Origin of the sequence: Erwinia sp. INIA01, from assembly GCF_025947915.1 — a bacterium.
GTDB lineage: Bacteria > Pseudomonadota > Gammaproteobacteria > Enterobacterales > Enterobacteriaceae > Erwinia > Erwinia coffeiphila.
Genome location: NZ_JAPDNC010000002.1, coordinates 728,990 through 742,447, shown reverse-complemented (window position 1 = coordinate 742,447; position 13,458 = coordinate 728,990). Strand labels below are relative to the sequence as shown.

The following is a 13,458-nucleotide window of genomic DNA, read 5'->3' as shown; positions in this document are numbered from 1 at the left end:
CAGGGCCGCCCGATGAGCATTGACTAGCTAATCAGCTTAGCCCACTGCTCCACCCACGGCGAGGTTACTTCTTCCGGCTCCGGGTTTTCACCGGCATCCACCAGCAGAACATCACCCACGCGGACGGCACTTTGTTCCTGCAGCAGTGCGTCAAATTTCTTGCCCGCGCCGCAGAAATCGTCATAGCTGCTGTCACCCAGCGCAATAACGCCGTAGCGCAGGGTTGGCTGGTAGCCGAGGCTGTCTTTAATACCATGGAATAAGGATGCGATACTGTCCGGCAAATCACCCTGCCCGGTTGTGGAGGTAATCACCAGCGCGACCTGTCCTTCATAGCGCTTCCAGTCATCCAGCTTAGGATCTTCAAAAATCTTCACCTGGTGACCGGCTTCCGCCAGCAGCGGCTCTGCTTCTTCAGCCACCAACAGCGCGTTTCCGTATACCGTACCAACAAAAATGCCTACCTCAGCCATCATTCTCTCCGGATGCTAAATTTGCCCACTATCCTGCGGGGTTTCCTCGTTTAACTCAACCCTGGAACCTCAGGGAGACAATTCTGCCAGCCAAACTGCTGCATTGCCCGCTGCCAGACTCCGTCCAACCCGGCACGCAGTTCAAGCGGCTCACCGGTGACTGGATGAGCTAACTCTAGTTTGCTGGCATGCAGCATCAACCGGTTCATACCAAAATGCTGCGCCGCGCTGCGGTTTTGCTTTAAGTCACCGTGCGCACTGTCGCCAATAATCGGGTGTCGCAGATGAGTCATATGGCGACGAAGCTGGTGTTTACGGCCGGTCTGCGGCAGCATTTCCACCAGTGAATAGCGCGAGCTGGGATAGCGGCTGACCGGTACCGGCTGTTCGGTGGTTGCTACGCCGCGCCAGTGCGTTGTGGCAGGCTGCGGCGCTTTATCCGGCTGGCTAAATTTATCGGCAATTTTATCCAGCTCTTCGGTCAGGGGATAATCCAGCAGTTCATCCCCTTCCAGCCAGCCGCGCACCACGGCATGATAGGTTTTCTGGATTTGATGCTGTTCAAACTGCTGCGACAGCAGGCGGGCCGTTTCGCTCGACAGTGCCATCAACAGAACACCGGAGGTCGGGCGATCGAGCCGATGAACGGTGTAAACGTGCTGACCAATTTGATCGCGCACCGTCTGCATCACAAATACCGTTTCGTGGCGATCCAGCCAGCTACGGTGCACCAGCCAGCCTGAAGGCTTATTGACGGCCACCAGCCAGCTGTCCTGATAGATAATTTCCAGCATTAGTTCGGTGACTCAAACAGCTGGTCAATGGCATTCAGACAGTGCAGCAGCTTAGCGCGCTGTGGAATGTCGCCTTCCAGTGCCACTTCATAATAAGGTGCGATCGCCAGCGTTACCGGCAGAGGCGCTCCTGCATCCAGCAGTGCCTGCATGCGCGGCAGGAAAATCCATTGCAGCCACTGCGGTGGGGTCATGGTATCCACACAGAAGGGTTCTACGCTGGCAAAAGCCTCGCTATTAGGGGCAAATGACTGCCAAAGGCCACAGGACTTAAGCTGCTGCTCAATAGCCTGCAAACGTTCCTGAACTTCGAGTTCACGGCTCATGATTCACCTCTTAAAAATGTGCCAGGAAAAGGGCGCAAAGCATATACCTATCGCGGTCAGAGCCGCAACTCCCGCCATCACGTTAAGATTAGACGCTTCCCCCTGAAAAACAGGCATAAAAAAAGGGAGCACTGTAAAAACAGTGCTCCCGGTTCGTTTGCAGCTATCCTGCTACCTTAATGCTCCCTGCTCATCCTTGAAAACTTTTCCCTGCGCTATCCTGAGCGAATGCCTTCCTGGCAATAATCCTTTCATATCCTTAACCACCGCCATCCTGTGCGGCTCACATTCTCCGTCCTGGAGGTGTCCCTTACCTCATCCTGAGGTGTCCTCGCTTCATCTGTGAAGCCTTTCCCTGCATCATCATCCCGATGGGTCCCACTCGTTCCATGAGCACATCATCCTGACGTTAATCTCGATGTTCTGAGTGTCCTTCGTGATGGCGATAAGTTTGCCAGACTGAGATAAGCAAACAAGATACCTGTGAGCCCTTTTTCATCGCTTGAATGGAGAAACCTCAAGGGAAATTCATAACCTAATGATACGTATGAATTTTGATTTTATGTTGCATGAAATATCTGGGCGATCCATAGCGATCTCTTACATCTTATGTAAGACATCTCTCACAAAACAGATCGCTACAGTCTTAATCGGCTGAAGTAAGGGGTTGTAAATAAGTAAGAAAACTCTCAATGGAAGACGCTATTACCTGCTTTTTCTGTGTGCCTAACTGCTCAATGATGACCTCACCGCTAAGGTTACATACCGAGACCACTTCCAGCTCAGATTCGGTGGTAGCGATAAATAAAGTCGGCGAATGCTTCAGACGACGCTTCATCACCAGATGACCAATCAGGTTTTCCTGAACGCGGGTAAAGTCATCTTCGCTCCATACCTGAATTAAAGACAGTGCCTTTCCGTCATAAGTTCCGGCCATATCACCGGCAAATTGTGCGGTATAGAACGCCGCCACATCGGGCTGAAGTTGAATATCCAGCGCGCGCTCAACCGCATCCAGATTTTTTGCCAGCGTGAAGGGCTGGGGCAACCACCACACGTCATCTTCATGGGTCGCCACAATGCACGGCGAAGGGATACCGTAGAGTTCGCCGCTGGCTGGCGCATGGCCAGTCTGCTGCTGCCACTGCTCACAGTAGCGTCGGGTAAAATCGTTTAATGCCTTGGTGGTTTGTTCAATCATTCTTTTTTCACTCTTTCCTGGCTAAGGTACACTAGCGCCCACTATTGCCCGGAGTACCTCCGGACGGATGACCGACGAATTCGCAACAGCGCCTGCCAGTACGGGCGATAAGGTAACACGATGTCTAGCTACAACAATCATCAGGCACTTGAGGGCCTGACGCTGGGTAAACCAACAGAATACCACGACAGCTACCAGCCTGCGCTGCTGCAGGCGGTTCCGCGCAGCCTGAATCGTGAACCTCTGGGGTTATATCCTGATAACCTGCCTTTTAGCGGCGCAGATATCTGGACGCTGTATGAATTGTCCTGGCTAAACAGCAAGGGCCTGCCGCAGGTTGCCGTCGGGGAAGTTTCACTGTCTGCAGACAGTGTAAATCTGATCGAATCCAAGAGCTTCAAACTGTACCTTAACAGCTTTAACCAGACTCAGTTCAGCGACTGGGGAGAAGTCCGCCGTACGCTGGAGCGCGATCTCAGCGCCTGCGCCGAGGGCGAAGTCAGCGTGGCGCTATTCCGACTGCAGGAAATTGAAGGCCAGCCAATCGGCCACTTTGACGGCCACTGTATTGATGAGCAGGACATCGTCATCGACAGCTATGAATTTAACGCCGACTACCTGCGTGATGCCACCGATGGTGAGATTGTTGAAGAACAGCTGGTCAGCCATCTGCTGAAATCAAACTGCCTGATCACCAACCAGCCGGACTGGGGATCGGTACAAATCAGCTATCGTGGTCCACGCATTCAGCGGGAAGCACTGCTGCGCTACCTGGTCTCCTTCCGCCACCACAATGAGTTTCACGAACAGTGCGTTGAGCGCATTTTCAGCGATATTCTGCGCTTCTGCCAGCCGGAAGCGCTGAGCGTTTATGCTCGCTATACCCGGCGCGGTGGATTGGATATCAACCCATGGCGAACCAATGCCGATTTTAAGCCTGGTCGGTCACGGCTGGTGCGGCAGTAATTGTGAAGTTGAGCACGTATCCTGTTGTTAAACATCATCAGACAGGGCTAATCTGAAGGGAGGCAGCAGCTTAGCTGCCCAGGATTATGACCATGGTGGCCGTGATGTATCCTGTCGCGGCTGCCGTGGAGTTACCGCTCACCCTGGCGGGTGTAAAGGAGTTCAATTGATTACACAAATCAGCCCACTCGGCTCAATGGATCTGCTTTCCCAACTGGAAGTCGATATGCTGAAGCGCACGGCCAGCAGCGATCTCTACCAGCTGTTCCGTAACTGCTCTCTTGCCGTACTTAACTCCGGAAGCCAGACCGATAGCAGCCAGGAGTTACTCGCCCGTTTTGAAAGTTTCGATATCAACGTGCTGCGCCGCGAGCGCGGTGTAAAGCTGGAACTGATTAATCCCCCTGAAGATGCCTTCGTTGACGGGCGACTAATCCGCTCACTGCAGGCCAACCTGTTTGCCGTGCTGCGCGATATTCTTTTTGTTAACGGACAAATTGATAATGCCGGGCGTTCGCAGCAGCTGAACACGGAAAACTCCGTGCATATCACCAATCTGGTGTTCTCAATTCTGCGCAACGCGCGTGCGTTGCACGTCGGGGAAGAGCCTAATACCGTGGTGTGCTGGGGCGGCCATTCGATCAACGCCGTGGAATATCAGTACTGCCGCAGCGTCGGTGCCCAGCTTGGTCTGCGCGAGTTAAATATCTGTACCGGCTGCGGGCCTGGCGTGATGGAAGCCCCCATGAAGGGCGCCGCGGTCGGCCATGCGCAGCAGCGCTATAAAGAAGGCCGCTTTATCGGTATGACCGAGCCGTCGATTATTGCCGCCGAGCCGCCAAACCCGCTGGTTAACGAGTTGATTATTATGCCGGATATCGAAAAACGCCTGGAAGCGTTTGTCCGTATCGCGCACGGTATCCTGATCTTCCCGGGCGGGGTAGGAACAGCGGAAGAGCTGCTTTACCTGCTGGGTATTCTGATGAATCCGCACAACCACGATCAGGTGCTGCCGCTGATCCTGACCGGGCCTAAAGAGAGCGCAGATTACTTCCGCGTGCTGGATGAATTTATCGTCACCACGCTGGGCGAGCAGGCGCGCAAGCACTACAGCATCATCATTGATGATGCGGCTGAAGTCGCACGGCAGATGAAAAAAGCAATGCCAAAGGTGAAAGAGTATCGTCGTGAAACCGGTGATGCCTACAGCTTTAACTGGGCACTGCGCATTGCACCGGACCTTCAGATCCCGTTCGTACCCAGCCACGAAAACATGGCTAACCTGAACCTCTATCCCGATCAGCCCGCAGAGCAGCTTGCGGCCGCACTGCGCCGGGCTTTTTCCGGTATCGTTGCGGGCAACGTCAAGGATGTGGGGATTCGCGCAATTAAAGAGAACGGCCCGTATAAACTACACGGCGACCCGCAGCTTATGCACCGTATGGATGAACTACTGCAGGGCTTCGTTGCCCAGCAGCGCATGAAGCTACCGGGCAGCGCCTATGTCCCCTGCTACGAAATCATTAAGTAACCCTGCGAGCGGCCCGCGGGCCGCTCAGGACTCTTGTTTATGTCTGTTCACCTGTTAATTATTGATGCGCTGAATCTGATTCGGCGTATTCACGCGGTTCAGGGTTCGCCCTGCCAGGAAGCCTGCCTGAATGCGGTTCGCCAACTGCTGCTGCACAGTCAGCCCACCCACGCCGTAGCGGTGTTTGACGATGAAGATCGTCAGGAAAGCTGGCGGCATCAACTGCTGCCGGATTACAAAGCCGGGCGTTCACCGATGCCTGATTCACTGCGTGACGAGATGCCGCTACTGCGGGCCGCGTTTGCCAGCGTGGGCATTGCCAGCTGGCACTCTGCCGGAGATGAAGCCGACGATCTTGCCGCCACGCTGGCCAGCAAAATCGCCTCCGCCGGTCACCAGGCAACGATTGTTTCTACCGATAAAGGCTACTGCCAGCTGCTGGCACCGCAGATCATGATCCGTGACTACTTCCAGAAACGCTGGCTGGACGTGCCGTTTATTGCCGCCGAGTTTGGCGTGGCTCCCGCGCAGCTTACCGACTACTGGGGGCTGGCAGGGATCGGCAGCAGTAAAATTCCGGGCGTTGCCGGGATCGGCGGGAAAAGTGCGACACAGCTGCTACAGCAGTTCGGCAGCCTGGCAGAGATCTATCGGCAGATTGATGCCGTGCCCGATAAGTGGCGTAATAAATTGATTGAACATCAGGAAATGGCCGGGATTTGCAAGCAGGTAGCCACGCTGAGAACCGATTTGCAGCTGGAAGGTAACCTGAAAGAGCTAAGGCTACCCGTCAGAAATTAAGCGCTGGCTTACAGCTGGTTGGCTGCAAGCGCACCGGAAAGCATTTGTCCTGAAACAGCTGCGCTCCTGAGTTATGCACGTTTGAGACGGGTAAACTCAATGCCTGCCGGAGCGTTACGGCAGGCAAATTCGATACGATGGCTCAGGCTATAAAATCAATCAACGCTCGTCGCGGCGGCCCGGAATGGCGCTCCAGATACGACGAATATGTACCGTTACCTCTTCACGATCGTGATACAGCTGGCGTGCCTGAATCTGGGCATTGATCCCTTCAGCCTTCAGCTTTTCTTCAATCATTGCCAGATTCTGCGAGACTTCTTCATAGCGCTTTTTCATCGGCAGCTTGAGATTGAAAATGGCTTCCCGGCACCAGCCGTTCAACAGCCAGTCAACCATCAGATTGGCTACGCGCACCGGTTTTTCTACCATGTCGCAGACCAGCCAGTAGTTATTGTTACGAGTTGGACGGTACTTGAAACCGTCCTCACGCTGGTGGAAAACCTGCCCGGTCTCCATCAGGCTCGGCGCCATCGGGCCGTTATCCACCGCATTCACCATCATGCTGCGCTTCACCAGCTGATAGGTCCAGCCGCCCGGGCAAGCGCCCAAATCGACCGCCCACATTCCGCTGGCCAGGCGCTCATCCCATTCGTCAGCAGGAATAAAGACGTGGAAGGCTTCTTCCAGCTTCAGGGTAGAACGGCTTGGCGCATCCGACGGGAACTTAAGGCGCGGAATGCCCATAAAGAACGGTGAGTTGTTGTGCGACAGCGAGTAACCAACGTAGCAATAGCCCGGCGCGATAAAGAACACGTGGACTACCGGGCGCTTAGCGCTCTCGTAGTTCAGCAGCACGCCGGCCTTACGCAGGCTGGCGCGCAGCGGTACGGTGAACTTACGGCAGAACTTCAGCAGTTCTTTACTGGCGTTGGTATCCGGCACCTCGACCCGCAGATCCCCGCCTTTTTGCACCGCGCCGGTCAGCATACCGACCACCGGAGTGATGCGATCTTCCTGCGGTAAATCACGCAGCAGCTCACCCACCACAATCATTTGGCGAGCAAAAATCAGCTGGCTGAACTGCAGCTCATTAATCAGCTTTTCCGCTTCGCCCTGCTGATAGCACTCAAACAGCACATAAGCGGAATCTTCTTTCACCCGGGCGAAGCCATACACTTCACGCTCGGCGGCCTTTGCCGTGATTTCCGCGGCACACTCTTTCTCAAAACCCTGACGGCAATAGAGTAAAACTTTATTCATGGCGTTCTGCCTTTTTGTTCAGACGCAGTGCGCCAATCAACATCAAAATCCAACCGACCAGGAAGCAGGTGCCGCCAATCGGTGTAACGTATACCCAGACCTTCAGGTGTGACAGCGCCAGGCAATACAGGCTGCCACTGAACAGCACCGTTCCCAGCGCCAAAAATGCACTGCTCCAGTAGAACCAGATATTGGCACGGCGCAGCATCGCAGCACCCATGCCGAGTATTGCCAGGGTATGAAACGCCTGGTATTCCAGGCCCGTTTTCATCCATGACATCTCTATCGCCCCCAGGGACTTACTTAATACGTGGGAACCAAACGCCCCAAGCGCGACGAAAAAGAGGCCACTAATCGCTGAAAAGATCAGCATTGCACGACTGGACATTCGGTAGTTCCTCACTCAAACCTGCGGTGATTGCCGCGTTCTGGCTGCTTATTGCTCATAGCGAAAACGAAATTTTTCCTGTTCGCTCGCCGCTTTCGCCAGTATCCATTGCCGGAAGGCGGCTATTTTACCCAGTTCTGCCTGACTGTCATGACAAACCAGATAAAAAGCATTTTTACTGACTAACACATCGTTAAACGGGCAAACCAGGCGGCCCGCTTCAATTTCACTCTGCGCCATCACGTTATTCGCCAGCGCTACGCCCTGTCCATGAATAGCGGCCTGAAGCACCATGGCGCTGTGACTAAAAATGGGACCCTGCTGCACGTTAATGGCATTCAACCCCAGCTGCCGCGTGTAGGCCTGCCAGTCCCGACGCGAGGCATCGTGCAGCAGTGTGTGATTGCTCAGTACGGCGGGTGACGTCAGTGGATGTTCACCGGTTAACAGCTGCGGTGAACACACCGGCAGCAGATACTCCGCATACAGTTTTTCCACCCGCAGCCCTGGCCAATTGCCGCGACCGTAGAAAATCGCCACATCAACATCGTCGGCCAGTTTCTCTTCATCGCGATCCACCGCCTGGATACGCACATCAATCCCCGGATAAGCTGAGTTAAAGCTGGTCAGCCGGGGAACCAGCCATTGAATGGCGAAACTCGGTAACAGGCTGACGGTTAATGCACCTTTGGCACTGCGCGCCTGAAGCTTGCGGGTGGCATCATTCAGTGCGGTAAAAATCTCTTTAATATCGAGGTAATAGCTCTGCCCTTCTTCGGTCAGCAGCAGCGAACGGTTACGGCGGCGGAACAGCTTCAGCCCAAGAAAATCCTCTAAAGACTTAATTTGATGGCTAACGGCGGCCTGGGTAACAAACAGTTCTTCTGCGGCTTTGGTGAAGCTGAGATGACGCGCAGCAGCGTCAAAAACACGCAACGCATTAAGCGGTGGTAAACGTTTAGACATGGTAGATGGGCACTTTTGATTCACAGCCTGAAGTTACTTTGCAACACAGAGTAACGTATTAGTTTTTTTTATCCGAGACATTATAATTTGTCCGTTGAGGAACTACCAGCAAATACCTATAGTTGCCGCACTTCCTGAGCCGGAACGAAAAGTGTTTTGGAATTTCGCGTTAACACGCTGAATTTTGAGGGCTTTTGGCTTGTGGTCGTGATGTTGTGTTTGCAATTGACCTGACTATTTTAAGGTCTGGTAGCTCCGCTACCGTTTATTCCTGTAGATTTACCCTGTCTGTCCATAGTGATTTTTACAGCACCGCAAATTGCGGTGCTTTTTTTATTGCAGGGCAAAAATTACTGCCCCATCTCGGCCATCTCTTTCACATCGGAGCGGTTGATCTGCTGCTTGTTGCCATTAGCATCTTTGTAGCTGATCATACCGGTATCGTCATCAACAGAGGGTTTACCCTCGGCGACAATCGTGCGTCCGTCATTGGTGTGCATCACATAGTTACTTGAACAAGCAGCCAGAGTGAATACCATTGCACCTGCGGCCAGAACTGCGGCTAATTTTTTCATCTTTATCTCCTTGCAGATTGTAATCCGAGAAACTACCCGCAGAACGACTTGTAAACCGACAAATGACGATAAAAAAAACTGACAAGACGGTTCTCTTATGCGGGTAATAGCTTAAAGCATGCAATATTCAGCATAACCCGCTTTCTCAGCTTTGCCAGGAAACCGCGATTTTTTTAAGCCTTATCCTAATTGAATCCACTAACCCGCAGGGTTAATGAGGAGTGTATGAAGTCATTTACCCCGCAGCAGTTCCGCCAGCAGTTTCCTGCGCTCAATGAAACCGGCTGCTACCTTGACAGCGCCGCCACTGCCCTGAAACCCCAGGCGGTTATTGCGGCAACGGAAGAGTTTTATCGCCTGAGCGCTGGTACCGTCCACCGCAGCCAGTTTGCCGCAGCACGGCGTTTGACCGAACGTTACGAAAATGCGCGGGGCCAGGTGGCTGGCCTGCTTAATGCAGCCGACGCTAACAGCATCATCTGGACAAAAGGCACCACTGAAGCCATCAACCTCGTTGCTCAGAGCTATCTGCGCTCCCGACTACAACCGGGAGACGAGATCCTCGTCAGCGAGTCAGAGCATCATGCCAACCTGGTCCCCTGGCTGATAGTGGCAGAGCAGACCGGCGCAAAGGTGGTGAAGTGGCCAATTGGCCCGGACCGCCTGCCGGATATGGCGCAGCTTCCCGCACTGCTTAGCCCGCGCACTCGCCTGCTGGCCATCGGGCAGATGTCGAACGTGACCGGCGGCTGCCCGGACCTGGCGACAATCATTCACCTCGCCCATGCGGCTGGAGCCAAAGTGATGGTCGACGGTGCACAGGGTGTCGTTCACTGTCCGCCGGATGTTCAGGCTCTTGATATTGATTTCTATGCGTTTTCCGGCCATAAGCTGTATGGCCCGATGGGCATCGGTGCGCTGTACGGAAAACCCGATCTGCTGGCGGAGATGTCCCCGTGGCAGGGCGGCGGCAAAATGCTCACCACCGTCAGCTTTGACGGTTTTACGCCGCAGGCCGTGCCCTGGCGTTTTGAACCGGGCACGCCAAACGTCGCCGGAGTCGTCGGGCTGAGTGCGGCGCTGGAGTGGCTGGACGGCATTGATGTTGCTGCGGCTGAGCGCTGGTCCTGCGATCTGGCTGATTTAGCGGAAGCACGGCTCGCTTCACTGCCGGGTTTTCGCAGCTTCCGCAGCAGCGGTTCCAGCCTGCTGGCTTTTGATATTGCCGGCGTGCATCACAGCGATGTGGTGACTCTGCTGGCGGAAAGCGGTATTGCCCTGCGGTCCGGCCAGCACTGTGCTCAGCCTTTACTGGCGGCGCTGGGCGTCAGTGGTACACTGCGCGCTTCATTTGCCCCCTATAATACGCTTTCCGATGTGGACGCGCTGACTGCGGCCATGACCACCGCCCTGACACTACTGGCAGACTGATTAATGAGTACAGAAACGCTTGCGCCACATCCTTTTGGCACCCAGATTACCGCCGCCTCCCTGCTTGAGCAGTTCTCCACCTTCAAACAGTGGGAAGATCGCTACCGTCAGCTGATTCTGTTAGGCAAGCAGCTCCCTGCTCTGCCGGAAGCCCTGAAAACCAGCAGCATTGAACTCAGCGGCTGTGAAAATCGCGTCTGGCTGGGGCATCAGCGCGCGGCCGACGGCAGGCTGCATTTTTACGGCGACAGTGAAGGCAGGATCGTGCGCGGTTTGCTGGCGGTGCTGCTTACCGCCGTGGAAGGAAAAACTCAGGAAGAACTGTTGCAGAACGATCCGCTTGAGCTGTTCAGCCAGTTGGGACTGAAGGATCAACTCAGTTCCTCACGCAGTGCCGGGCTTCAGGCACTGGCCGATGCAGTGATCGGCGCGGCGAAAGAATAAAGATAAAATGGGCTTTCCGGCGTCATCGGGTCGGACAGTATCGACTTTGGAACATCCCGCCCTCTGATCGATAGAGCCGGGCATGCTATTCAGCGCGTTCGGCCTTCGCCATCATTTTTTTCAGCGCGTGCGAGACCGCAACGAAGCCGAAAGTGGCCGTCACCATCGTCGCCGCACCAAACCCGGCAGAGCAGTCCATACGCTTTGGCCCCTCGGCGGTGGTGCGCGATGCACAGACCGAACCATCCGGCTGTGGATACTTCAGCGCTTCGGTGGAAAAAACACAGTCGATGCCAAGCTTGCCTTTACTGCCTTTGACGATGTTAAAGTCGCTTTTCAGCCGCTCACGCAGCTTGGCCGCCAGCGGGTCCTGAATGGTTTTCGCCAGATCGGCAACCTGGATCTGCGTTGGATCGATCTGCCCACCCGCGCCGCCGGTGGTCACCAGCGGCACTTTATTACGGCGGCACCAGGCCAGCAGCGCCGCTTTGGGCCTGACGCTGTCAATGGCATCAATCACATAGCTGAACCCCTGCCCCATCAACGCTGCGGTATTGTCCGGGGTAATAAAGTCATCAACACAGGTCACTCGACATTCCGGATTGATTTCCAGAATTCGTTCCGCCATCACCTCGGTTTTTGCCTTACCGACATTATCCTTTAGCGCGTGGATCTGACGATTGGTATTGGTCACGCACACATCATCCATATCAATCAGGGTAATCGCGCCGATACCGGTACGCGCCAGGGCTTCTGCCGCCCAGGAGCCAACGCCACCAATGCCGACCACGCACACATGGGCGTCGGCAAACAGCTGCAGCGCGGACTGGCCGTACAGGCGCGCCGTACCGCCAAAACGTTGCAGCCAGGCGTCAGATAAAGCAGTCATTTATTCATCCTCGATAAAAACGTCGGGCCGGCAATCCGGCCCGTGATGGGTTTACTGGCTAACCAGTAACGAACCCTGAGTGCGATTTTGCGTGGAGGCAGAAGAGAACAACGGCATACCGGTTCCCGGCGCGGCTTTCAGCACCCAGACGCGACCATAGTGATTATACCATCCCGCCATATGTCCGGCTTCCGGGCCAATGCCCTGGTACATATCAAAATGCTGCCCTTTAATTGCGCCGCCGACATCCAGCGACACCATCATACGCATCTCATATTTTCCGGTGAACTTACCGTTGTTGTCCAGCAGCGGGATCTCAGCCAGCAGTGCAGTACCCGGCGGGATCAGCGAACGGTCGGCCGCCACAGAGGCCTTCGCAATCAGCGGAACGGCGCTGGCTCCGCGGACTGGTGCAAAATTTTCCGGCTTAAAGAAGACAAACGAAGGGTTCTGCTCCAGCAGCTCACGCACCTGCTCCGGACTGTGGTTTTCACCCCACTGGCGGATAGCCTGCATCGACATATCTTCACGCTTCACCTCACCGCGATCGATCAGCACCTTGCCGATACTGCGATAAGCGTGACCGTTCTTGCCGCCGTAACCAAAGAACATCAGCGGACGGCCGTCACCGAAATCAACATAGCCGCTGCCCTGCACGTCCATAATAAAGTTATCCATCAGCGAGTTACTCCAGGCCGCAATATAGCGATCCCCGAGCGCGCCACTGTAGATCTGTGCCCGGCTGGGCAGCTTACCCTTGCCGCGCGGCGGCATACGGTAAAGAGGATACTGGAATTCCCCCTGACGCGTATAACGAGCCTGGACGACCGGCGTGTAATAGCCGGTAAACTGCACATTGCCGTAGTTATCTGCCCCTTCCATCTGGTAGGCATCAAGGCCGAACTGGCGCAGCTGGCGAGTATCACCACCGGCCATCAGCCAGCTCTGAATCGCGCTGTAGGTGCCGGACTGGCGTGAATACATGCCGGAAGAGGTTGAGCGAATCTGTGAAACCTGGTCGGCAAAGTCTTTGCCGTTAACCGGGCGTCCTTTGGCATTGGGCTGGTTAACCAGAGCCAGCGGCTGATCCAGCTTACCGTCCTTATACTGCTGACCGCGATCGGTCGGTTTTGACGAACATCCAACCAGCAACGCCATCAGCGTACCGGTCACCAGATATTTAGCCCAATGTCCTTTCATCCTTTATCTACCTTTATGCAGAAACCCAGCGCGAAGATAGCAAAGCCACTGACATAATTAAATGCGCCATCGGCTGTAGCGCTCTGATTTGTGCAACATTTCACCATCCGGTTCAAATAATGAGTGGAAGGCACGTTTTTTCCTATTTATCGTAAAAAATGGGTTGCAAGAAAAACCATGCGGCGTATAGTGCGCATCCACGGACGCGGGATG

Annotated in this window: 15 protein-coding genes; 5 read left to right on the top strand and 10 right to left on the bottom strand. The window is 54.7% G+C overall.

All coding sequences use genetic code 11. The features are described from left to right. Positions 1–23: 23 nt before the first annotated feature. From OMR58_RS05235 to syd, 4 genes are all read right to left on the bottom strand, one after another. Complete coding sequence (locus OMR58_RS05235; protein ID WP_105593924.1) at positions 24–473, bottom strand: flavodoxin; 450 nt, start codon at positions 471–473, stop codon at positions 24–26. A gap of 50 nt (positions 474–523) precedes the next feature. Then, complete coding sequence (gene truC, locus OMR58_RS05230; RefSeq protein WP_264545399.1) at positions 524–1,267, bottom strand: tRNA pseudouridine(65) synthase TruC; 744 nt, start codon at positions 1,265–1,267, stop codon at positions 524–526. Next, the gene (locus tag OMR58_RS05225; protein ID WP_105593922.1) at positions 1,267–1,593 is read right to left on the bottom strand and encodes a YqcC family protein; all 327 of its coding nucleotides are present in this window, start codon (positions 1,591–1,593) and stop codon (positions 1,267–1,269) included. The genes truC and OMR58_RS05225 overlap by 1 nt, the downstream gene beginning before the upstream one ends. Before the next feature lie 646 nt (positions 1,594–2,239). Next, positions 2,240–2,794 (bottom strand): SecY-interacting protein, encoded by a 555-nt coding sequence (gene syd, locus OMR58_RS05220; protein WP_200563360.1) that lies wholly within the window; start codon positions 2,792–2,794, stop codon positions 2,240–2,242. 120 nt (positions 2,795–2,914) lie between these two features. On the opposite strand from syd, the gene queF reads away from it, so the two are divergent. The 3 genes from queF (at position 2,915) to xni (ending at position 6,092) form a co-directional block, all read left to right on the top strand. Beyond that, a complete protein-coding gene (gene queF, locus OMR58_RS05215; protein ID WP_200563358.1) occupies positions 2,915–3,760 on the top strand; it encodes an NADPH-dependent 7-cyano-7-deazaguanine reductase QueF in 846 nt (281 codons plus the stop codon). Between the two features lie 166 nt (positions 3,761–3,926). Next, a complete protein-coding gene (gene ppnN / locus OMR58_RS05210) occupies positions 3,927–5,291 on the top strand; it encodes a nucleotide 5'-monophosphate nucleosidase PpnN (RefSeq protein ID WP_105593919.1) in 1,365 nt (454 codons plus the stop codon). A gap of 39 nt (positions 5,292–5,330) precedes the next feature. Then, positions 5,331–6,092, top strand: a complete 762-nt coding sequence (xni, locus tag OMR58_RS05205; protein WP_200563353.1) for a flap endonuclease Xni — start codon at positions 5,331–5,333, stop codon at positions 6,090–6,092. Between the two features lie 159 nt (positions 6,093–6,251). Here the strand turns inward: xni and rlmM are convergent, their stop codons facing one another. The 4 genes from rlmM to OMR58_RS05185 all read right to left on the bottom strand — a co-directional run bounded on the left by rlmM (position 6,252) and on the right by OMR58_RS05185 (position 9,281). After that, entirely contained in the window at positions 6,252–7,352 is a 1,101-nt protein-coding gene (rlmM, locus tag OMR58_RS05200) for a 23S rRNA (cytidine(2498)-2'-O)-methyltransferase RlmM (RefSeq protein ID WP_264545398.1), read from the bottom strand. Beyond that, on the bottom strand, positions 7,345–7,740 hold the full coding sequence (locus tag OMR58_RS05195; RefSeq protein WP_105593916.1) for a DUF423 domain-containing protein: 396 nt from the start codon (positions 7,738–7,740) through the stop codon (positions 7,345–7,347). Before OMR58_RS05195 ends, rlmM begins: the two co-directional genes overlap by 8 nt. A gap of 48 nt (positions 7,741–7,788) precedes the next feature. Then, complete coding sequence (locus tag OMR58_RS05190; RefSeq protein WP_105593915.1) at positions 7,789–8,706, bottom strand: transcriptional regulator GcvA; 918 nt, start codon at positions 8,704–8,706, stop codon at positions 7,789–7,791. Positions 8,707–9,056: 350 nt separating this feature from the next. Continuing rightward, on the bottom strand, positions 9,057–9,281 hold the full coding sequence (locus OMR58_RS05185; protein ID WP_200547051.1) for a YgdI/YgdR family lipoprotein: 225 nt from the start codon (positions 9,279–9,281) through the stop codon (positions 9,057–9,059). Between the two features lie 225 nt (positions 9,282–9,506). On the opposite strand from OMR58_RS05185, the gene csdA reads away from it, so the two are divergent. After that, positions 9,507–10,712 carry a cysteine desulfurase CsdA gene (gene csdA, locus OMR58_RS05180; RefSeq protein ID WP_264545397.1) on the top strand — a complete coding sequence of 402 codons (1,206 nt, stop codon included), beginning with the start codon at positions 9,507–9,509 and terminating at the stop codon, positions 10,710–10,712. Positions 10,713–10,715: 3 nt separating this feature from the next. Further along, complete coding sequence (gene csdE / locus OMR58_RS05175; RefSeq protein ID WP_200563347.1) at positions 10,716–11,156, top strand: cysteine desulfurase sulfur acceptor subunit CsdE; 441 nt, start codon at positions 10,716–10,718, stop codon at positions 11,154–11,156. Positions 11,157–11,241: 85 nt separating this feature from the next. Here the strand turns inward: csdE and tcdA are convergent, their stop codons facing one another. Further along, complete coding sequence (gene tcdA, locus OMR58_RS05170) at positions 11,242–12,045, bottom strand: tRNA cyclic N6-threonylcarbamoyladenosine(37) synthase TcdA (RefSeq protein ID WP_200547054.1); 804 nt, start codon at positions 12,043–12,045, stop codon at positions 11,242–11,244. A gap of 51 nt (positions 12,046–12,096) precedes the next feature. Continuing rightward, a complete protein-coding gene (gene mltA / locus OMR58_RS05165; protein ID WP_105593910.1) occupies positions 12,097–13,245 on the bottom strand; it encodes a murein transglycosylase A in 1,149 nt (382 codons plus the stop codon). Positions 13,246–13,458: the final 213 nt, after the last annotated feature.

Bases quoted from the DNA above. Each gene is read 5' to 3' on its own strand.
- OMR58_RS05235 (WP_105593924.1), bottom strand. From the start codon at position 473: ATGGCTGAGGTAGGCATTTTTGTTGGTACGGTATACGGAAACGCGCTG.
- truC (WP_264545399.1), bottom strand. From the start codon at position 1,267: ATGCTGGAAATTATCTATCAGGACAGCTGGCTGGTGGCCGTCAATAAG.
- OMR58_RS05225 (WP_105593922.1), bottom strand. From the start codon at position 1,593: ATGAGCCGTGAACTCGAAGTTCAGGAACGTTTGCAGGCTATTGAGCAG.
- syd (WP_200563360.1), bottom strand. From the start codon at position 2,794: ATGATTGAACAAACCACCAAGGCATTAAACGATTTTACCCGACGCTAC.
- queF (WP_200563358.1), top strand. From the start codon at position 2,915: ATGTCTAGCTACAACAATCATCAGGCACTTGAGGGCCTGACGCTGGGT.
- xni (WP_200563353.1), top strand. From the start codon at position 5,331: ATGTCTGTTCACCTGTTAATTATTGATGCGCTGAATCTGATTCGGCGT.
- rlmM (WP_264545398.1), bottom strand. From the start codon at position 7,352: ATGAATAAAGTTTTACTCTATTGCCGTCAGGGTTTTGAGAAAGAGTGT.
- OMR58_RS05195 (WP_105593916.1), bottom strand. From the start codon at position 7,740: ATGTCCAGTCGTGCAATGCTGATCTTTTCAGCGATTAGTGGCCTCTTT.
- OMR58_RS05190 (WP_105593915.1), bottom strand. From the start codon at position 8,706: ATGTCTAAACGTTTACCACCGCTTAATGCGTTGCGTGTTTTTGACGCT.
- OMR58_RS05185 (WP_200547051.1), bottom strand. From the start codon at position 9,281: ATGAAAAAATTAGCCGCAGTTCTGGCCGCAGGTGCAATGGTATTCACT.
- csdA (WP_264545397.1), top strand. From the start codon at position 9,507: ATGAAGTCATTTACCCCGCAGCAGTTCCGCCAGCAGTTTCCTGCGCTC.
- csdE (WP_200563347.1), top strand. From the start codon at position 10,716: ATGAGTACAGAAACGCTTGCGCCACATCCTTTTGGCACCCAGATTACC.
- tcdA (WP_200547054.1), bottom strand. From the start codon at position 12,045: ATGACTGCTTTATCTGACGCCTGGCTGCAACGTTTTGGCGGTACGGCG.
- mltA (WP_105593910.1), bottom strand. From the start codon at position 13,245: ATGAAAGGACATTGGGCTAAATATCTGGTGACCGGTACGCTGATGGCG.